Source organism: Rhodoplanes roseus, assembly GCF_003258865.1.
Classification (GTDB): Bacteria; Pseudomonadota; Alphaproteobacteria; order Rhizobiales; family Xanthobacteraceae; genus Rhodoplanes; species Rhodoplanes roseus.
This window is the reverse complement of record NZ_NPEX01000014.1, coordinates 29,596-47,637: the sequence shown is the minus strand read 5'-3', so window position 1 is coordinate 47,637 and position 18,042 is coordinate 29,596. Positions and strand designations below refer to the sequence as shown.

Sequence of the window (18,042 nt, the reverse complement as noted above, 5' to 3'; positions counted from 1 at the left end):
CCGGCGCCGGAGTGGCGCCGGGGGTGGCGCCGGAGGTGGCAAGGGGCGCGGCGGCGGCCGGGTCGATCGCCCGCAGGATCGCGGGCGGGTCACGCTCCTCCGGAAGCCGGCAGATCCCCAGCCGCTGCAGCAGCCGGCCGACCCGCGGCGACGCCGTCGCGACGGCCAGCGGCACGGCCAGCGCGGGCCCGGCGGCGAGCACCAGCGCGTAGGGCAGCGCGGCCGGAACCGTAAGGAAGACAAGGAGCAGGACCGATAGTCCGAGCACCGTCTGGGGCCACAGAAGCCGCATCGCGGTGGCGGCCGGCACGGCGTGATCATCGCGGGCCTGCGCCCCCCACCCGATCCCGCGCCCGAACGGCAGTCCGATCAGGAAGATGAAGTGCGCGATCCACATCACCGGCACCAGCATCTGCATGAAGCCCATGGCCAGCACGGCGCTCCCGCACAGCGCCGCACGACCGCCGAAAGTCATTGCGCCGGAGGGCCTTGTGACCATGTCGAGGACGGTCGCGAGCTGCGGCGCGAACCACATGGGCAGCAGAATCCAGAACAGGACCAGGGCCGCATCGACATCGATCCCGGCCCCGCCGAGCCCCGCCAACGGCCCCAGCACGGTCAGGGCCACCCACGCGGGCGAGCCGAAAAACATCAGGATCGCAAAGAGAAGCTGGTACCGGCTGACCGGCCGCAGCCCCGGCAGGCCGAGGAAGCGCCAGTACTGCATGTTGCCCTGGCACCAGCGCAGATCGCGCCGCACGAACTCCACCAGCGTCGGCGGATTTTCTTCGAATCCAAGGGTTTCCTCCGGCAGCACGCGGACCTCGTAGCCGGCCCGGCGCATCAGCACGGCCTCGATCTGGTCGTGGCTGAGCACGTGGCCGCCGAGCGGCCCGGTGCCCGGCAGCGCCGACAATTCGCAGTGCTTCCGGAAGGGCTCGAGTCGCAGAACCGCGTTGTGGCCCCAGTACGGGCCGCAATCCGCCTGCCACCAAGCGCTTCCCACCGTGTAGGAGCGCATGCCGAGCCGCATGCTGTACTGGAACAGCCGCGCGAACGCGCTGGTCGCCGGGCGGCCGATCACAAGTCCTTGCAGAATACCGAGCTTCGGATCGGCTTCGACGATCCGGACGAGCCGCAGCACGGCCTCGGCCGGCACCACGCTGTCGGCGTCGAGCGTCACGGCGTAGTCGTGGGCGTCGCCGTAACGCTCACAGAACTCGGCGATGTTGCCGGCCTTGAAGCCGGCATTGTCGGCCCGGCGGCGATAGGTCAGCGCGATCCGCCCCGAGAACTCCGCGGCCAGCACCGCGAACGCCGTCTCTTCGGCCACCGCGATCGCCGAATCGCTCGTGTCGCTCAGCACATAGGCGTGGAAATCCGCGCCGTGGCCGGCCGCCGCGAGCCCGCCCAGCAGCGGCCGCAGGCTGCGGACGATCCTGTCCGGCACCTCGTTGCGCACGCAGACCAGGATGGCGGTCGAGCCGGTGATCGTCGCGTGGGGAGACACCCGCGCCGCGACGGGCAGCACCGCGGCCACCGGATCGTCGGAAAAGCGCAGCAACCAGAAGCCGATGACGGCGTTCCAGAAGCCGATGACGGTCCACGGCAGCGTCACGGCGAACAGGGCGACCAGGAGGACATCGAGAGGCGACAGTCCGCCCGGTGCAAGCGTTTGCCTCATCAGGGCGATCAGGCCCACAATGGTCGCCGTCACGAGCCCGGCGAACAGGGCCCGTCGCGCCCCGATCGTCAGGCCGCGCCGCACTCGCGCGGGCTGCGCCGCGGTCGCCTCCGTCGACATTCGGGATGCCCCCTGCCCTAGCTCGACGCCGGCGGGTATAGCGGTGGGCGGGGCCACCGGTCCAATAACGGAATTGCGAGTGACGCCAGAACCAGTTGCACTCGACTGTCCCCTCCTGGCCACGGCCCTGTGGTACGTCGCGCCCGGCCGCGCCGAGATCCGCGAGGAGCCCCTCGCGGCACCGGGGCCCGACGACGTCGTGGTGCGCGCGCTCTATGGTGCGATCAGCCGCGGCACCGAGCGGCTGGTCGCGTCGGGCCGCGTTCCGCCCGCCGAGTACGAGCGCATGCGGGCGCCCTGGATGGGCGGCAGCTTCCCGTTCGCCGTGAAATACGGTTATTCGACGGTGGGATACGTCGAGGCGGGCCGGCCGGATCTGTGCGGCCGCGTCGTCTTCGCCCTGCATCCGCACCAGACTCGCTTCGTGCTGCCAGCCGCCGCGGTCGTGCCGGTGCCCGCCGCGGTGCCGGCGCGCCGCGCCGTCCTGGCCGCCAACATGGAGACGGCGCTGAACGCCGTGTGGGACGCAAGCCCTGGACCCGCCGACCGAATTGCCGTGGTCGGGGGCGGTGTCGTGGGGCTTCTGGTGGCCGTCCTGTGCGCCGGCCTGCCGGGCGCCGAGGTGACGCTGGTGGACATCGCCCCGGAGCGCGCCGAGCTCGCGCATGCCTTGGGCCTGCGCTTCGCTCCGCCCGAAGATGCGCCGCGCGATTGCGATCTCGTCGTGCATGCGAGCGCCAGCGGGGCCGGGCTCGCCACGGCGATCTCGCTCGCCGGGACCGAGGCGACGGTGCTGGAGATGAGCTGGTACGGGGACGGGACTGTCGCGGCCCCGCTGGGGGGCGCGTTCCACAGCCGGCGGCTGACGCTCAAGTGCAGCCAGGTCGGGCAGATTTCGCCGGCGCGACGGCCGCGCTGGACGTACCCCCGCAGGCTCGGGGCCGCCCTGGCGCTGCTCGCCGACGGCCGTCTGGAGGCGCTGCTGGCCCCGCCGGTCCGCTTCGCCGACCTGCCGGCCCGAATGGCGGCGATCCTCGCGCCGGCCGGCGGAGTGCTGTGCCCGCTGATCGATTACGAAGGCGCCTGAAACGGCTGCAGCGCCGCGGCCGAAAAGGTGGCGGCGCCAGGCGTTTGGGCCGGCCTACCGGGCCTGCTCAGCGCGTCGGCAGCGGCGGGGCGACCACCACATAGACGATCCGGTTGCCGACGAATTGCGGCTCGTACCAGGTGCCGCCGCACTGCTGGTAGGCCGTGCCGTCGAACATGACCTCCTGGCAGGGGTCCGGCAGCGTGCTGACGATCGAGCCGACCGCGATCGCCGCACCGACCGCTGCCGGCGCCACCCAGCCTCCCGGCCGATAGTCCGGATAATAGGGGGCCGGATAGTAGCCCGGATGGTAGCCGTAAGGCGGGGGCGGCGGAGGAAGCGGGGGCGGCGGAGGCATCGGACCCGGACCGGGAAGCGGACCAGGACCGGGGAGCGGACCCGGACCAGGGAGAGGGCCCGGACCAGGGAGAGGGCCCGGACCAGGGGCGGGACCGGGACCCGGAAGCGGGCCGGGATGCGGGCCAGGGGGATAGGGGCCGGGCTCGGGGCGCGGGCCGGGTCCCGGGACAGGACCAGGAACCGGCTCGGGAACCGGCCGCGGCTCCGGACGGAGCTGCGCCGGCCGGGCGTCCGGCATCCGATACGGCGCGTTGAATTGCGAACCCAGATTCATCGGTGCGCCGTGGAAGGCACGGTCGCCGCGATCGAAACCCTCGGCCCGGAATCCCCCGCGCCCATCGGCGCCGCCGTGATCGAAACCGCCCCGATCGAAGCCCCCACGATCGAAGCCGCCGCGACCAAAGTCGCGTGCCGCCGACACGTCGGGACCGAGCAGAAGGATCACGGCCGAGGCGCCGAGAAGGAGTGTCCGAATGGACCCGCAGCGCGGGCCGACCAGCATCGCGCGCATGTCAGTTGCTCCCCTGCTTCCGGCCGAGACGAAGGATCGCGACCGGCGTCTGGTCCGGGCGCGGCGAGAACACGAAGGCCGTGTCGGGGATGTCGGTCCGCTCGGTCCAGCCGAGCGTGACGGTGTAGCGGGGCGCCGCCGGCTGGGCGCGATCGATCAGGGTGAAGCGAAGCGGCACGGGCTTGTCGCCGGCCCGAATCCAGACCTCCCAGTCGCGGTCCTTGCTGCGGAAGGCGAAATGCTCCGCGGCCTCGCCCGCGATCGTCGCAGTGCCGACCCGGAAGGCGCTGGTGATGCCTTTGGTGGGCGCGTTCGGCGTGCCGAGGTCGAACAGGTCGGCGGCGGGAATCTCGATCGCGTGCTCGGCCGCCGCACCGGCCAGCATGTCCCGGATCGTCGGGCGGGCCGGAACGCGTGCGTAATACCTCTCGGAGGGCGAGGCGATGACCAGGGTCTTGCCGTCGTACACATAGGTCCGGGCGAACAGGTCGTTGGTCACGGTGGCAGCGAGCCGGTCGGGCCGCCGGACCAGATACTGGCCGGCGCCATCGACCGTGACGGTCTGGCCGTTCCTGGCGACGACGTCGAACGCGTAGGTGGTGGCGAGCTCGAAGCCGGCGAGGCCGGCGACATAGGCGCCCATGCGATCGAAGGCCGCCACCACGGCCGGGTCGACCGGGTTGGGGCGTGGTCCGTCCTTGCCGCGCGGCGCGGCCTCGGTCGGTCCGGCTGCGCCCATCATCAGCAGGGTTGCGGCCACGGCCGTGAGCTTGGGAACCAAGCGTCTGACTGTCTGGATCATGCGACGAGGTCCGAGCTGGATGACGCGGGGGCGCCGCCATTCAGACCCGGACAAATGAAGAAATGACTTATCTAATCGAAATAGTTAGTAATATTGCACCGCGCCACGAGCGAACCTCGACGACGACCGCGGCCCCCGCCTTCACCCTTCTCGGGTGACCGAAAGGCACTTCATGGTCGGGACCCCTTGGGCTCACATCTGGCCGGGTCCGCCCGGCTGGACGGGAGGCACGTAGTCGGGCTCCGAGCCTGGCTTGTTCGGATCGGCGATGCCGGGATCGTTGACCGGATAGGGGCTGCGCGGGCCGGCCGGCCCGGGCACGGGCGGCTCGGCGGGATCGGGAAGTACCGGCGGATCCGGCAGGACCGGTCCCGGGCCCGCCGGAATGTGCGGGCCGGTGGGCCCTGCGGGCTCCGCTGGAAAGGCCGAACTCGCGTCGATGCTCTTCATGTATCCCTCGCTCGCCGTTCCGGGGCCAACCCGGGGCGAGCCGACACGGTTCCGGCACCGCGGCGTCGTGTCAGGCCGGTGCGTGACAGACGACCTCGATATTGTGGCCGTCCGGATCGCGCACGAAAGCGGCGTAATAGTTCGGGTGATAATGCGGCCGCAGACCGGGGGGGCCGTTGTCGACGGCGCCGGCCGCCATGGCGGCGGCATGGAAAGCGTCCACGGTCGCCCGGTCCGGCGCCGCGAGCGCGACGTGGAGGACGCCCTGCAGGCCCCCTTCCCCGCCGATCCAGAAGTCCGGCTTGCCGTCCCGGCCGAAGCCAGCCGCCGAATGGCCCATGTCTGTCTCGTCCGGACCGAACTCCATCACGATGCCGTAGCCGAGCGGCGCCAACGCCGCGGCATAGAAATCGCGCGACCGCGCATAGTCCGATACTGGAAAGCCGAGATGATCGATCACGTTTTGTTCTCCCACTGACTTCGGGACGGCCCTTCGGCCGTCCCGACTGAATTCGAAGACGTTGGAGCGAGTTCAGGTCTTCTGGCGCTCGACCATCAGCTTCTTGAGCTCGGCGATGGCCTTGGCCGGGTTGAGGCCCTTCGGGCAGGCCTTCGAGCAGTTCATGATGGTGACGCAGCGGAACAGGCGGAACGGATCCTCGAGCTGGTCGAGCCGCTCGCCGGTCGCCTCGTCGCGCGAATCGATGACCCAGCGATAGGCGTGCAACAGCGCGGCCGGGCCGAGATAACGGTCCGGATTCCACCAGTATTCCGGGCACGAGGTCGAGCAGCAGGCGCACAGGATGCACTCGTAGAGGCCGTCGAGCTTCTCGCGGTCCTCCTTGCTCTGGGTCCACTCCTTCTCGGGCGCCACCGTCTCGGTCTGCAGCCAGGGCTGCACCAGCGCGTGCTGGGCGAAGAAGTTGGTGAGATCCGGCACCAGATCCTTGACCACCGGCTGGTGCGGCAGCGGGTAGACCGTCACGGACCCTTTGATCTCGCCCATGTCCTTGGTGCAGGCGAGCGTGTTGACGCCGTCGATGTTCATGGCGCAGGAGCCGCAGATGCCCTCGCGGCACGACCGCCGGAAGGTCAGCGTCGGATCGATCTTGTTCTTGATCCACAACAGCGCGTCGAGAACCATCGGACCGCAGTCGTGGAGATCGACCGTGAAGGTGTCGACACGCGGGTTCTTCCCGTCGTCCGGGTTCCAGCGATAGACGCGGAACTCGCGCGTGTTGGTCGCACCGTCGGGCTTCGGCCACACCTTCCCGTCGGTGACCCGCGAGTTCTTGGGCAGGGTGAATTCGACCATTGTCAGTAAACCCTCGCCTTGGGCTCGATGTACGAGATTTCGTTCGTCATCGTGTAGGTGTGCACCGGGCGGTAGTCGATCGTCACCTTACGGCTTTCGGGATCGAGCCACGCCAGCGTGTGCTTCATCCACTCCTTGTCGTCGCGATCCGGGTAGTCTTCGCGGGCGTGTGCGCCGCGGCTCTCGGTGCGATTGACGGCGGAGTTCATGGTCACCACCGCCTGGGCGATGAGATTGTCGAACTCCAGCGTCTCCATCAGGTCGGTGTTCCAGATCAGCGAGCGGTCCGAGACCTTCACGTCGGCGGCACCGGCCAGAACCTCGTCGATCAGCTTGACGCCCTCGGCCAGCACTTCGCCGGTGCGGAACACCGCGCAATTCGACTGCATCACCCGCTGCATGCGGCTGCGCAGCTCGGCCGTCGGCGTCGCGCCGGAGGCGTTGCGGAAGCGGTCGAGACGGGCAAGCGCCTTGTCGGTGGAGACGCTCGGCAGCGTCGGCTGGCTGGCGCCGGCCTCCAGCACCTCGGCGCAGCGCAGGGCCGCGGCGCGGCCGAACACCACGAGGTCGATCAGCGAGTTGGAGCCGAGACGGTTGGCGCCGTGCACCGAGACGCAGGCCGCCTCGCCCAGAGCCATCAGGCCGGGCACGACGAAGTCGGGGTTGCCGTCTTTCCGGACCACCACCTCGCCGTGATAGTTCGTGGCGATGCCGCCCATGTTGTAGTGGACGGTCGGGATGACCGGGATCGGCTCCTTGGTGACGTCGACGCCGGCGAAGATCTTGGCGCTTTCCGAGATGCCGGGCAGGCGCTCGTGCAGGATCTTCGGGTCGAGATGGTCGAGGTGCAGGAAGATGTGGTCCTTGCTCTTGCCGACGCCGCGGCCCTCGCGAATCTCGATGGTCATGGCGCGCGAGACGACGTCGCGCGACGCCAGATCCTTGGCCGACGGCGCGTAGCGCTCCATGAAGCGCTCGCCCTCGGAATTGACGAGGTAACCACCCTCGCCGCGCGAGCCCTCGGTGATCAGGCAGCCCGAGCCGTAGATGCCGGTCGGGTGGAACTGGACGAACTCCATGTCCTGCAGCGGCAGGCCGGCGCGCAGCACCATGGCGTTGCCGTCGCCGGTCTGGGTGTGGGCGCCCGTGCAGGAGTAGTAGGCGCGGCCGTAGCCGCCCGTCGCCAGGATGGTCATCTGGGCGCGGAAGCGGTGCAGCGTGCCGTCGTCCATGTTGAGAGCGATGACGCCGCGACAGGCGCCCTCGTCGTCCATGATCAGATCGAGCACGAAGTATTCGACCAGGAACTCGGCCGAATGCTTGAGGGCGGCGCCGTACAGCGTGTGCAGCATGGCGTGGCCGGTGCGGTCGGCCGCCGCGCAGGTGCGCTGGGCGATGCCCTGGCCGTAGTTCGTCGTCATGCCGCCGAACGGGCGCTGGTAGATCTTGCCTTCCTCGGTGCGCGAGAAGGGCACGCCCCAGTGCTCGAGCTCGTAGACGGCGGCCGGCGCGTTGCGGCACATGTACTCGATGGTGTCCTGGTCGCCCAGCCAGTCCGACCCCTTGACGGTGTCGTACATGTGCCAGCGCCAGTCGTCCGGACCCATGTTGCCGAGGGCGGCCGAGATGCCGCCCTGCGCCGCCACGGTGTGGGAGCGGGTCGGAAACACCTTGGTCAGGCAGGCGGTCCGCAGGCCCGCCTCGCTGCAGCCGACGACGGCGCGCAGGCCGGCGCCGCCGGCACCGACCACGACGACGTCGTAGGTGTGGTCTTCGAGCGGGTAGGCCCGGCCGTTCACCGCCGGCGCTCCGCCGTTTCCGGAACCGTTGACGGCCATCGATCAGACTCCGAAGGAAAGCTTGAGGATCGCGTAGGTGCAGGCCAGCCAGAGCACGATCGTCAGGAACGTGTTGCCGATCAGCAGGCCGGTCTTCATGGCCTTGCCGTACACGTAGTCCTCGATCACGGACTGGAGCCCCAGCCGCATGTGCAGGGTGACCGCGTAGACCCACAGCAGCATGGTGATGGCGACCAGCGGCGAGCCCAGGATCTGCACCACGGCGGCATGGTTGCGGCCGATCAGCGAGATCACGATGACGATCGCGGCCAGCGTCAGCGGCAGGAGCGCGATCGAGGTGAGGCGCATCTCCCACCAGTGCTCGGTGCCGGACTTGGCCGAGCCGAGCCCGCGAACCTTGCCGATCGGGGTGCGGATGCTGGTCGACTTCATCGCAGGCCTCCCATCACGAAGCCGCCGACGATCCAGGCGACCAGGGTCAGCGAGATGGACCCGATCAGCGTCATCCGGGCCAGCCACTCGCGCTCGTTGGGAGCGAAGCCGGAGCCCGTGTCCCAGATCAGGTGGCGGACGCCGCCGAGCGAGTGGTGAATCAGGCCCCAGCTGAACCCGAGCAGCACCAGCCGCCCGATCCATGTGCTCATGAACCACTGGACCCAAGCATAGGCATTGGGGCCGGAGGCGGCGGCGAGGAGCCACCAGACCACGAGCAGGAAGCCGAGATACAGGACGATCCCCGTCACCCGGTGGAAACCGGACATCAGGAACGTGAAGGTCAGGCGGTAGATTTGGAGGTGCGGCGAAAGCGGCCGCTCGACCCGCGCCGGGCGTTCAGCCATGGAATTACTCCAATGAAGGCCAGTACCTTGAAGCAGAAGCGCGTCTGTTGTGCAATGCCGAATCGACGGCTTGCGGTGGATGCCGGAGCCGACATGGTTGCATGCCGAACGGGCCGCCGAACAGCCCCCTCCGACGACGGTCAGCGGGGCACCAGGGCCCAGTAGTCGAGGTCGAGAATGACGCCGGGCTCGTAGTCGTGCCCGACGCGCAGCGGATGCTCCTCGCAGGTGCGATCCTTGGTGGCGACGAGCCGCAGGCGCAGCGCCCCGACATCGTCGCGCCCCGGGAGATCGGCGGTGCCGAGCACCTCGGACCAGGCGAACACGGTGTCGCTCGCGAACAGCGGCGAGACGTGCGATCCGCTGTTGATCGCGTCGATGTGGAAGACGTTGGCGAGCCCGTTGTAGGACAGTGCACGGGCCAACGAGATGACGTGGCCGCCATAGATCAGCCGCCGGCCGATCCGGGTGCGCACCTGCAGGAACTGGTTGAAGTGCACCTTGGCCGTGTTCTGGTAGAGGCGCGTCGCGAGCTGGTGCTCGGCCTCCTGGACCGTCATGCCGTCGACGTGGTCGATCTTCTCGCCGACCGCGTAGTCGCCGAACCGGTGCGGCGCCCCCGACAGGCCGAAGTCCCAGGCGGCGGTGTCGATCCGCGGGCAGGCGGCCCCCAGCGCCGCCGGCTCGACCAGGGTGGCGAGATCCGGGACGAGCTCGGCGTGCGGCCTGGCCGCCTCGTCGCGCTTGTTGACCATGACCCAGCGGACGTATTCGAGAACCTTCTCGCCGTCCTGGCGCCACCCGGTCGAGCGGACATAGACGACGCCGGTGCGGCGGCTGGAGTTCTCCTTGAGGCCGATCACCTCGGAGGTCGCCGTCAGCGTGTCGCCGGGATAGACGGCCGCCAGGAAGCGTCCCTCGGCGTAGCCCAGATTCGCCACCGCGTTGAGGGAGATGTCCGGCACGGTCTTGCCGAACACCACATGGAAGACCAGGAGATCGTCGACCGGCGCTTGCGGGTAGCCGACCGCCCGAGCGAAGGCGTCCGAACTCTGCATCGCGAAGCGGGGCCCGTACAGGGCCGTGTAGAGTGCGACGTCCCCGGCCGTGACGGTTCTCGGCACCGCGTGCCGGATGACGTCACCGATCCGGAAGTCTTCGAAGTAGCGGCCCGCGCTGGTCTTGGCCATCGGACGAGGCACCGGGGGGTCGGTGGCGTTTTGGAAGGTCGCGTTGGGATTGGTCGAGTCGTAGCGCGGTGCACAGGGACTTGGCAATTGGCAGAAAGACGGGCGGCGTCGGTCACCCGCAACCCTGCGCCGAGTGGACGGCACGACGCGATCACCGACGCCGCAGGGCCCCGGCTCCGCGACCCATCGGACCCGTGGTCCGACACGCCTCGTCCGGGCACGCCGACGTCAGGCCGGCCAGGCGAAGGCGATCTTGTCGAGCGTCTTGGTGCCGAAGGTCTCGGACGAGCGCGCCACCGGGCGGCCGCCCAGCGCGCGGTAGAAGTCCAGCGCCGGCTCGTTGTCGGACAGCGCCCACACGACGACGCTCTTCATGCCGTTCTGGGCGAGATCGCGGCGCGCCGCCGTGAACAAGCGACGGCCGAAGCCGAGGCCCTGGAACTCCGGCCGCATGTAGAGCTCGTAGACCTCGCCCTCGTAGGGAAGGCTGCGCGCCCGGTTACGGCCATAGTTGGAGTAGCCCGCGATCGTGTCGCCGAAGACGAAGAGCGAGACGCGACTGCCTTTGCGGATCGCGCCGTCCCACCAGGCCGGACCGCGCCGCGTCACCAGCTTCTCGAGCTCGGGGCCCGGGATGATGCCGCGGTAGGCCGACCGCCAGGCCTCGTCGTGCGCCGCCGCGACCGATGTCGCATCGGAGGCTTTGGCACGGCGAATCTCGATCAGGACGGTGCTCATGCGACGATTAGAACCAACGCGCCGACGCGCATCAAGAGGGCGCAGATACGTATCTTGCAGCGTATCCGGGACTGTTGCGCCATGGACACATTCCGGTAACCCGCGTCTGATCGGGTTTTGAGCACAAGAGCGACATGTCCGAACTCGTGTCGTCGCGTCACTCTCACGCAAATGTCAGACGCGGAGTGCGCCAGCATGCAGCGCTTCAGCGCGCTCGATGCGACGTGATCTCCGACTCGATCCGGCGCGGCGCGGAGTCGCGTCCGGATGCGCCGTGCCGCATCAGATGGGCCGCGTAGGCGGCACAGCCGAGCAGCCCGGGCTCGCTGCAGGTGACGAGCGCGGTCGGGATCTTCTCCAGCACGTGCCGCATCGCCGGATGTCGTTCGAAGGCCACGCGGAACGCGGCTCCGTCGATCGACGAGCCGAGCTTCTGGGCGACGCCGCCGCCGACATAGACGCCGCCCGTGGTCTTGAACGCGAGTGCCACATCGCCGGCGAAACGGCCGAGCAACCTCACGAACAGCGCCACGGCACGCGTTGCCGCCGGATCGGACCTTTCGGCCGCGGCGTCGATCTCGGCGGCCGTCAGCGGCGGCCTGTCGGGATGAAGCGCGGCGTAGAGCCGGCCGAGCCCCGCGCCCGAGATCACCGTCTCGGCCGACACCGCCTCGACGGTCGCGGCGACGCGCTCGAACACCGGCCATTCGTCCGGCGCGGCCGGCCCGAAGGACACGTGCCCGGCCTCGCTCGCCACCGAGGTCCAGCGGTCGCCCTCCTCAGGAACCAGCGCCGAGACGCCGAGCCCGGTGCCCGGCCCGAGCACCGCGACCGGCCCGGCGCGAGTCGGCAGGCCGGATCCGAGCGGACGCAGATCCTCGGGCCCGAACTCGGGGAGGGCCCAGGCGAGGGCCTCGAAATCGTTGACCGCGCAGGCCCAACGGAAGCCGAACCGGCGCTCGATGCGGTCGAGATCGAGCACCCAATCGCGGTTGGTGAGCGCGATCCTGCGGCCCTGCACGGGACCGGCGACGGCCAGCACGGCCGCCTCGGGCGTCGCGCCGGTCTCGGCCAGATAGGCCGCGATCGCACCGTCGATGTCGTCGACGCGATCGTTGGCCGCGGCACGCATTTGGGTCGGACGCGCCGCCGGTCCGGTGACGGCGAGCCGGATGTTGCTCCCGCCGATATCGGCGATCAGGGTCACGGTCATGCTGGCACATCCGTCGGCATCGGCATGAACTCCTTGCGCACCCGGTCGGTGTGTGCCCCGAGCGCCGGCACCGGACCGTAGCCGTCGCATGCCGGCCGCGGCGGGGCCGGATACGGCACCGGCCCGTGCGGCGTCTCGACCGTGATGCGGCGAAGCTGCGGATGCTGCGCCAGTGCGGCCATGTCGTTGACGCGTGCGAAGGCGATCTCGGCCGCTGCCAAGCTTTCGACCAGCGCGTCGGTGGCGAGCCTGCCGAACACGGCCTGCACCCGCGCGTCGGTCTCGCCGCGCCGAGCCATGCGGGCGACATTGGTGGCGAAGTTCGGGTCGTCGGCGAGCGCCGCGTCGCCCAGCACGTCGCGGGCCAGGATGCGCCACTCGCGGTCGTTCTGGATCGAGATCAGCACCGCGTCGCCGTCGCGGCTCGCGAACACGCCGTAGGGGGCGATGCCCGGATGAGCGAGACCGATCCGCTGCGGGGTCTTGCCGCCTTCGTGCTGAAGCAGCGGCACCGTCATCCACTCGGCGAGCGCATCGAACAGCGAGACCGCGAGCAGCGCCCCCTCGCCGGTGCGGCCGCGCGCGATCAGAGCCTCCAGCACCGCCTCGTAGGCAGCGAGTCCGGCGGCGATGTCGGCGACCGAGCAGCCGGCCCGGGACGGCTCGCTCGGCCCGCCCGTGACCGAGGCGAGGCCGGTCTCTGCCTGCACCAGGAGATCGTAGGCCTTGCGTTGCGCATAGGGCCCGGTCTCGCCGTAGCCGGAGATCGAGCAGACGATCAGGCGCGGATGCGCCTCGCGCAGGCGCAGCGGATCGAAGCCGAGCTTCTTCAGAGCCCCGGGCTTGAGATTCTGCACCAGCACGTCGGCGCGGGCCAGAAGCGCGGCCAGCAACGACGTGTCGTCGTCACGGGTCAGATCGAGGACGACCGACTCCTTGCCGCGGTTCAGCCAGACGAAATGGATGCTCTCGCCCTTCGCCAGCGAATCGTAACCCCGAGCAAAATCCCCTTCCGGTCGCTCGATCTTGACGACCCGCGCGCCGGCGTCGGCGAGCCGGCAGGTCGCCAGCGGCGCCGCGACGGCCTGCTCCAGGGAGACGACGAGAAGTCCGGAAAGAGGAAGCGGCATACGCGAGATCCGGCGCGGAGGGGACGAGGACGTCGACCTCACATATCGCCTCACCCGAAAATCGCAAGGCACGCCTCGGCAATGCGCAGAGCCGACCTCTCCCCGTGCGTCGAACGAGGCGACTCCGAGACAGCGCGGGTGCGCCTCACTTCCAGACGTCGTTGGCGATGTCGACGATCATGGCGAGCTTCGCCCACTGCTCCTCCTCGGCGAGCAGGTTGCCTTCCTCGGTGGAAGCGAACCCGCATTGCGGGCTCAGCGCCAGCTGATCGAGCGGTGCGAATTTCGACGCCTCCTCGATGCGGCGCTTGACCGCGTCCGCGCTCTCGAGGGTGCCGGACTTCGACGTGACGAGGCCGAGCACGACGACCTTCTTGCCCTTCGGCAAATATCGCAACGGCTCGAATCCGCCGGCGCGCTCGGTATCGTATTCCAGGAAGTAGCCGTCGTAGTCGATGCCGGCGAGCAGCCGCTCGGCCACCGGCTCGTAGCCGCCCTCGCTCACCCAGGTGGAGCGGAAATTGCCACGGCAGACATGCGTCGTGATCACCATGTCGTGGGGCCGATCGGCGATCGCGTAGTTGATCACGTCGGCATAGATGCGAGGCAGCTTCTCGACCTCCTCGCCGCGATCGCGGGCGAGCTGGAGCTGCTCCTTCGAGCACAGATAGGCCCATACGGTGTCGTCGAACTGGAGATACCGGCAGCCGGCGTCGTAGAAGGCCTTCACGGCCTTCTTGTAGGCCCGCGCGAGGTCGTCGAAGAAGGCGTCGAGCTGCGGATAGACGGTGCTGCTGATCTCCTTGCGGCCGCCGCGGAAATGCAGCACGGACGGCGAGGGGATCGTCATCTTCGGAACGACCTTGGTGTTGGCCTTCAGGAACTTGAAATGCTCCAGCATCGGATGGCCGGAGAAGCCGACCCGCCCGGTGACGCGGACCCCTTCGGCCCGGGTCTGCACGCCATGGAACTGGATGCCGGCCTGCGCCTCGAACCCCTCGACGCCGTCGAGCCCCTTCAGGAAGTCGAAATGCCACCAGGACCGGCGGAACTCGCCGTCGGTGACGGACTGGAGTCCGATCTCCTCCTGCTTCCGGATGATGCGGCGAATCTCCTCGTCCTCGACCCGATGAAGCTCGTCCACGGACTCCGTTCCGGCATGGAGTCGCGCCCGCGCCTCCTTGAGGGCGGCAGGACGCAGCAGGCTTCCGACCTGGTCGGCACGAAACGGCGCTCGCGAGCGGGGCATCGGCATCTCCTGAACGGGGCGGCGCATGGGCACCGCGTCAAAACGGATGGTCGTCGTCAATGCACGGGACCGGCACCGGCGCGCTTCGGCCCGCCGTGGCTCACGCCCAGCAGGGACTCGAGCACGGCCCGGTCGGCCCGCAGCGCCGCGCTGTCGCCGGTATGGACCACGCTGCCGCGCTCCAGCACCACGGCGCGGTCGGTGACACCCAGAATCTTGTGGGCGTTCTGCTCGACCAGAATGGCGGAAAGCCCTTCCGACCGGGTGATGCGGGCGAGCGCGGCGATGAGTTCCTCCACGATGATGGGCGCCAGGCCCTCCAGCGGCTCGTCGAGCAGCACGAGGCGCGGATTGAGCACCAGCGCACGGCCGATCGCCAGCATCTGCTGCTCGCCGCCGGAGAGCTGGTTCCCGAGGTTCCCGCGACGCTCGGCGAGCCTCGGGAACAGACCATAGACCTTGTCCGGCGTCCATGCCCCCGGCCGCGCCACGGCGGTGAGGTTCTCGTGCACGGTGAGCGACTTGAAGATGTTGCGCTCCTGCGGCACCCAGCCGATGCCGGCATGCGCCCGCTGGTCGGGCCTGAGCCTGGTGACGTCGCGGCCAGCGAGCCGGATGGTACCGCCGCGCCAGCGGGTCACTCCGACGATCGAGTTGACCAGCGTCGTCTTGCCCATGCCGTTGCGGCCGAGCAGCGCCAGCGACTGGCCTTCGGCGAGCGTCAGCGAGATGTCGGCGAGCACCACGGCCTCGCCGTAGCCGGCCGAGAGCCGCTCGATCTCCAGAAGCTCAGGCATCGAGCGATTCTCCGAGATACACGGCCTTGACGCGCGGATCCCTGGCCACCTCGTCCGGGGTTCCTTCGACGAAGAGCTGGCCGTTGACCAGCACCGAGATGCGGTCCGCGAAGGTGAAGACAATGTCCATGTCGTGCTCGATCAGCAGCACCGTGACGTCGGTCGGCAGGCCGGCGACGGCCGCGAGAATCTCGTGCCGCTCGGCGTCCGGAACGCCGGCGGCCGGCTCGTCGAGCAGCAGCACGCGGGGCCGGCACGCGAAGGCGAGCGCGATCTCCAGCAGGCGCTGCTTGCCGTAGGGCAGCACCGCGGTGCGCTCGTGCATGACGTCGGTGAGGCGGAACCGCTCCAGCAGTGCGGCGATCTCGTCCACCACCTCGGGACGGGTGCCGGGCACCCGCCAGAAATGCGTGCCGGTGCCGAGCCGCTCGGAGATGGCGAGGCCGAGAGTCTCCACGGGCGTGAGATCGGCGAAGAGCTGGTTGATCTGGAACGTGCGGGCGATGCCGAGCCGCACTCTTTCGTGCGGATCCAGGATGGTGATGTCGCGCCCGTCGAGAAGAATCTGGCCGCCGGACGGCTTCAGCACGCCGGTCAGCATATTGACCAGCGTGGTCTTGCCGGCGCCGTTCGGGCCGATGAGGGCGTGACGCGCGCCGCGCGCGATCGCGATCGAGACCTGGTTGGAGGCGACGATGCCGCCGAAGCGCTTTTCCAGCGCCCGGGTCTCCAGGGCCGGTGTGGTGGTCGTGGACGTCACGGTCGTCCCCCCTCGTCCGGCGCCGCGGCGGGGCCGGGCCTCCACGGCCGCCAGCCGGAGATCCGGTCGGCGAGCCGGCGCAACGGCGCGAACCAGCCGCCGATGCGGTCGCGGCCGACCAGCACGATCAGCACCAGGAACAGGCCGATCCAGAACTGCCAGTATTGCGGCGTCGCCGTGGAGATCCAGTCCTGCGCGAAGCGGAACACCACGGCCCCGATCAGCCCGCCGTAGAGATGGCCGGTGCCGCCGATGATCAGCACCAGGAGGGCGTCGGCCGAGCGGTCGAAGGAGAGCGACTCGAGCGACGTGAAGGCGGTGGTCTGGGTCAGCAGCCCCCCGGCGATCCCGGCATAGGCGGCGGCGAGCGTGTAGATGCCGACCAGGCGCCAGGTCTGGCCGATGCCGACCGCGGAGGCGCGCAGCGGATTGCCCTTGATGGCGAGCAGCGACAGGCCGAAGGGCGAGCCGACGACGCGGCGCGCCAGCAGGAACAGCACGAACAGCACCGTGAGGCTGTAGATGTACGCGGTGTGGCCGTAGAGGTCGAAACGGAACAGCCCGAGCACCGGCTGCATGTCGATGCCCTGCAGGCCGTCGGCGCCGCCGGTGAGCCAGGCGGCCCGATTGGCGATCTCGCGCACCAGCAGCGCGACCCCGAGCGTCACCATCAGGCGCGTGAGATCGGTGCCGCGCAGCACCAGGAAGCTGGTGGCGAAGCCGAAGGCCCCGCCGGCGAGACCCGACACCAGCAGCGCCAGCACCGGCTCGCCGACCAGCGCGTGCTTGGCCAGGAGCCCGGCCGTGTAGGCGCCGACACCGAAGAAGGCCGCGTGGCCGAGCGATATGATTCCGGCATAGCCGAGGATCAGGTCGAGCGAGAGCGCCAGCAGCGCCCAGATCACGATCTCGGTGAGGATCAAATGCTGCTCGGGCAGAAGCCAGATGGTCGAGAACGCACCGAGCCAGAACACCATCTCGAGCGGCGACCAGCGCGCCCGCGCCGAGAACTGCGCCGAGATCGCGCTCGCCAGCGCGGCGGACGTCGACACGTCGGGGCCTCTCATCGCGCGCCCTTTCGCACGAACAGGCCCTGCGGCCGCCAGATCAGCACCACGATCATGATCGTGTAGATGACGAAGGCGCCGAACTGCGGGACGTAGTACTTGCCGGCGACGTCGCCGATGCCGAGAAGCAGCGAGGCGAGGAACGGCCCGGTGATCGACGAGGTGCCGCCCACCGTCACGACGATCAGGAAGTAGATCATGTATTTGAGCGGAAAGATCGGATCGAGCCCGAGAATTTCCGCACCCAGCGCCCCGCCGAGGCCGGCGAGGCCCGATCCGAGCGCGAACGTGAACGCGAACACGGCGCCGACATTGATGCCGAGCCCGCGGGCGACGCGCTGGTCGTCGACGGCGGCGCGCAACCGGCTGCCGAAACGCGTGCGCGTCAGCCCGAGCTGCAGCAGCAGCGTCAGGATCCCGCAGATGACGATGATCATCAGCCGGTACTTGCTCATCCCGAGGCCGAACACCGTCACCTGCCCCTGCAGGGACGGCGGGATCGCGATGAACTGCTGCGACGAGCCCATGGTGTAGTCGACGATCGCGACCGACATGAAGACCAGCCCGATGGTGAACAGCACCTGGTCGAGATGGCTCTTGGCGTAGACGTGGACGTAGAGGGTGCGCTCCAGCAGCGCACCGAGCGCCGCCGAGAACAGGAAGGCGCAGACGAGCCCGAGGGCGAACGGCACGCCGAGCCGGTTGACCACGACGAGGGCGGCATAGCCCCCCGCCATGGCGAAGGCGCCATGCGCCAGGTTGACGAAGTTCATCAGCCCGAGCGTCACCGACAGGCCGGCGGCCAGCACGAACAGGAGCATGCCGTAGGCGATGCCGTCGAACAGGATAGTGACCATGCGGCCTGCCGTGCTGTCGGGTGGACCTCGTCTTCACCCTCCCCTGGAGGGGGAGGGTCGGGGTGCGCCGCAGG

Annotated in this window: 19 protein-coding genes; 1 reads left to right on the top strand and 18 read right to left on the bottom strand. The window is 69.4% G+C overall.

From position 1 onward, the window contains the following. The coding region (mdoH, locus tag CH341_RS03795) for a glucans biosynthesis glucosyltransferase MdoH (RefSeq protein ID WP_111417698.1) at nucleotides 1–1,804 on the bottom strand (1,804 nt) is incomplete at its 3' end. A 79-nt stretch (nucleotides 1,805–1,883) separates the two neighbouring features. Here mdoH and CH341_RS03790 point away from each other — a divergent pair. After that, a complete protein-coding gene (locus CH341_RS03790) occupies nucleotides 1,884–2,891 on the top strand; it encodes a zinc-dependent alcohol dehydrogenase (protein ID WP_245430863.1) in 1,008 nt (335 codons plus the stop codon). Between the two features lie 67 nt (nucleotides 2,892–2,958). On the opposite strand, the gene CH341_RS03785 is transcribed toward CH341_RS03790, so the two are convergent. The 17 genes from CH341_RS03785 to CH341_RS03705 form a co-directional block, all read right to left on the bottom strand. Next, a complete protein-coding gene (locus tag CH341_RS03785) occupies nucleotides 2,959–3,249 on the bottom strand; it encodes a hypothetical protein (protein WP_111417697.1) in 291 nt (96 codons plus the stop codon). A 514-nt stretch (nucleotides 3,250–3,763) separates the two neighbouring features. Then, nucleotides 3,764–4,564: a DUF2092 domain-containing protein gene (locus tag CH341_RS03780; RefSeq protein ID WP_111417696.1), complete on the bottom strand. Its 801-nt coding sequence runs from the start codon at nucleotides 4,562–4,564 to the stop codon at nucleotides 3,764–3,766. A gap of 192 nt (nucleotides 4,565–4,756) precedes the next feature. After that, nucleotides 4,757–5,014: a hypothetical protein gene (locus CH341_RS03775; protein WP_245430862.1), complete on the bottom strand. Its 258-nt coding sequence runs from the start codon at nucleotides 5,012–5,014 to the stop codon at nucleotides 4,757–4,759. A 70-nt stretch (nucleotides 5,015–5,084) separates the two neighbouring features. Then, on the bottom strand, nucleotides 5,085–5,474 hold the full coding sequence (locus tag CH341_RS03770) for a VOC family protein (RefSeq protein ID WP_111417695.1): 390 nt from the start codon (nucleotides 5,472–5,474) through the stop codon (nucleotides 5,085–5,087). 72 nt (nucleotides 5,475–5,546) lie between these two features. Continuing rightward, nucleotides 5,547–6,329: a succinate dehydrogenase iron-sulfur subunit gene (locus CH341_RS03765; protein ID WP_111417694.1), complete on the bottom strand. Its 783-nt coding sequence runs from the start codon at nucleotides 6,327–6,329 to the stop codon at nucleotides 5,547–5,549. 2 nt (nucleotides 6,330–6,331) lie between these two features. Next, nucleotides 6,332–8,167: a succinate dehydrogenase flavoprotein subunit gene (gene sdhA / locus CH341_RS03760; protein WP_111417693.1), complete on the bottom strand. Its 1,836-nt coding sequence runs from the start codon at nucleotides 8,165–8,167 to the stop codon at nucleotides 6,332–6,334. A 3-nt stretch (nucleotides 8,168–8,170) separates the two neighbouring features. Further along, on the bottom strand, nucleotides 8,171–8,560 hold the full coding sequence (sdhD, locus tag CH341_RS03755; protein WP_111417692.1) for a succinate dehydrogenase, hydrophobic membrane anchor protein: 390 nt from the start codon (nucleotides 8,558–8,560) through the stop codon (nucleotides 8,171–8,173). Further along, nucleotides 8,557–8,967, bottom strand: coding sequence for a succinate dehydrogenase, cytochrome b556 subunit (sdhC, locus tag CH341_RS03750; RefSeq protein ID WP_111417691.1), 411 nt, complete (start codon nucleotides 8,965–8,967; stop codon nucleotides 8,557–8,559). Before sdhC ends, sdhD begins: the two co-directional genes overlap by 4 nt. 140 nt (nucleotides 8,968–9,107) lie before the next feature. Beyond that, entirely contained in the window at nucleotides 9,108–10,157 is a 1,050-nt protein-coding gene (locus CH341_RS03745; protein WP_111417690.1) for a MaoC family dehydratase, read from the bottom strand. Between the two features lie 228 nt (nucleotides 10,158–10,385). Then, nucleotides 10,386–10,895 (bottom strand): GNAT family N-acetyltransferase, encoded by a 510-nt coding sequence (locus CH341_RS03740; protein ID WP_111417689.1) that lies wholly within the window; start codon nucleotides 10,893–10,895, stop codon nucleotides 10,386–10,388. A 205-nt stretch (nucleotides 10,896–11,100) separates the two neighbouring features. Further along, on the bottom strand, nucleotides 11,101–12,108 hold the full coding sequence (locus CH341_RS03735; RefSeq protein ID WP_170149455.1) for a glucokinase: 1,008 nt from the start codon (nucleotides 12,106–12,108) through the stop codon (nucleotides 11,101–11,103). Beyond that, nucleotides 12,105–13,238 carry a CaiB/BaiF CoA transferase family protein gene (locus tag CH341_RS03730; RefSeq protein WP_111417687.1) on the bottom strand — a complete coding sequence of 378 codons (1,134 nt, stop codon included), beginning with the start codon at nucleotides 13,236–13,238 and terminating at the stop codon, nucleotides 12,105–12,107. The genes CH341_RS03735 and CH341_RS03730 overlap by 4 nt, the downstream gene beginning before the upstream one ends. Nucleotides 13,239–13,383: 145 nt before the next feature. Beyond that, entirely contained in the window at nucleotides 13,384–14,487 is a 1,104-nt protein-coding gene (locus tag CH341_RS03725; protein WP_111417686.1) for a cobalamin-independent methionine synthase II family protein, read from the bottom strand. A 56-nt stretch (nucleotides 14,488–14,543) separates the two neighbouring features. Continuing rightward, a complete protein-coding gene (locus CH341_RS03720) occupies nucleotides 14,544–15,284 on the bottom strand; it encodes an ABC transporter ATP-binding protein (protein ID WP_111417685.1) in 741 nt (246 codons plus the stop codon). After that, nucleotides 15,277–16,044, bottom strand: a complete 768-nt coding sequence (locus CH341_RS03715; RefSeq protein WP_111417700.1) for an ABC transporter ATP-binding protein — start codon at nucleotides 16,042–16,044, stop codon at nucleotides 15,277–15,279. Before CH341_RS03715 ends, CH341_RS03720 begins: the two co-directional genes overlap by 8 nt. Next, the gene (locus CH341_RS03710; protein WP_111417684.1) at nucleotides 16,041–17,111 is read right to left on the bottom strand and encodes a branched-chain amino acid ABC transporter permease; all 1,071 of its coding nucleotides are present in this window, start codon (nucleotides 17,109–17,111) and stop codon (nucleotides 16,041–16,043) included. Before CH341_RS03710 ends, CH341_RS03715 begins: the two co-directional genes overlap by 4 nt. Continuing rightward, nucleotides 17,108–17,968: a branched-chain amino acid ABC transporter permease gene (locus CH341_RS03705; protein WP_111417683.1), complete on the bottom strand. Its 861-nt coding sequence runs from the start codon at nucleotides 17,966–17,968 to the stop codon at nucleotides 17,108–17,110. The genes CH341_RS03710 and CH341_RS03705 overlap by 4 nt, the downstream gene beginning before the upstream one ends. Nucleotides 17,969–18,042: the final 74 nt, after the last annotated feature.

Bases quoted from the DNA above. Each gene is read 5' to 3' on its own strand.
- CH341_RS03710 (WP_111417684.1), bottom strand. From the start codon at position 17,111: ATGAGAGGCCCCGACGTGTCGACGTCCGCCGCGCTGGCGAGCGCGATC.
- sdhD (WP_111417692.1), bottom strand. From the start codon at position 8,560: ATGAAGTCGACCAGCATCCGCACCCCGATCGGCAAGGTTCGCGGGCTC.
- CH341_RS03720 (WP_111417685.1), bottom strand. From the start codon at position 15,284: ATGCCTGAGCTTCTGGAGATCGAGCGGCTCTCGGCCGGCTACGGCGAG.
- CH341_RS03740 (WP_111417689.1), bottom strand. From the start codon at position 10,895: ATGAGCACCGTCCTGATCGAGATTCGCCGTGCCAAAGCCTCCGATGCG.
- CH341_RS03765 (WP_111417694.1), bottom strand. From the start codon at position 6,329: ATGGTCGAATTCACCCTGCCCAAGAACTCGCGGGTCACCGACGGGAAG.
- CH341_RS03730 (WP_111417687.1), bottom strand. From the start codon at position 13,238: ATGCCGCTTCCTCTTTCCGGACTTCTCGTCGTCTCCCTGGAGCAGGCC.
- CH341_RS03775 (WP_245430862.1), bottom strand. From the start codon at position 5,014: ATGAAGAGCATCGACGCGAGTTCGGCCTTTCCAGCGGAGCCCGCAGGG.
- CH341_RS03745 (WP_111417690.1), bottom strand. From the start codon at position 10,157: ATGGCCAAGACCAGCGCGGGCCGCTACTTCGAAGACTTCCGGATCGGT.
- sdhC (WP_111417691.1), bottom strand. From the start codon at position 8,967: ATGGCTGAACGCCCGGCGCGGGTCGAGCGGCCGCTTTCGCCGCACCTC.
- CH341_RS03735 (WP_170149455.1), bottom strand. From the start codon at position 12,108: ATGACCGTGACCCTGATCGCCGATATCGGCGGGAGCAACATCCGGCTC.
- CH341_RS03705 (WP_111417683.1), bottom strand. From the start codon at position 17,968: ATGGTCACTATCCTGTTCGACGGCATCGCCTACGGCATGCTCCTGTTC.
- sdhA (WP_111417693.1), bottom strand. From the start codon at position 8,167: ATGGCCGTCAACGGTTCCGGAAACGGCGGAGCGCCGGCGGTGAACGGC.
- CH341_RS03725 (WP_111417686.1), bottom strand. From the start codon at position 14,487: ATGCCCCGCTCGCGAGCGCCGTTTCGTGCCGACCAGGTCGGAAGCCTG.
- CH341_RS03785 (WP_111417697.1), bottom strand. From the start codon at position 3,249: ATGCCTCCGCCGCCCCCGCTTCCTCCGCCGCCCCCGCCTTACGGCTAC.
- CH341_RS03780 (WP_111417696.1), bottom strand. From the start codon at position 4,564: ATGATCCAGACAGTCAGACGCTTGGTTCCCAAGCTCACGGCCGTGGCC.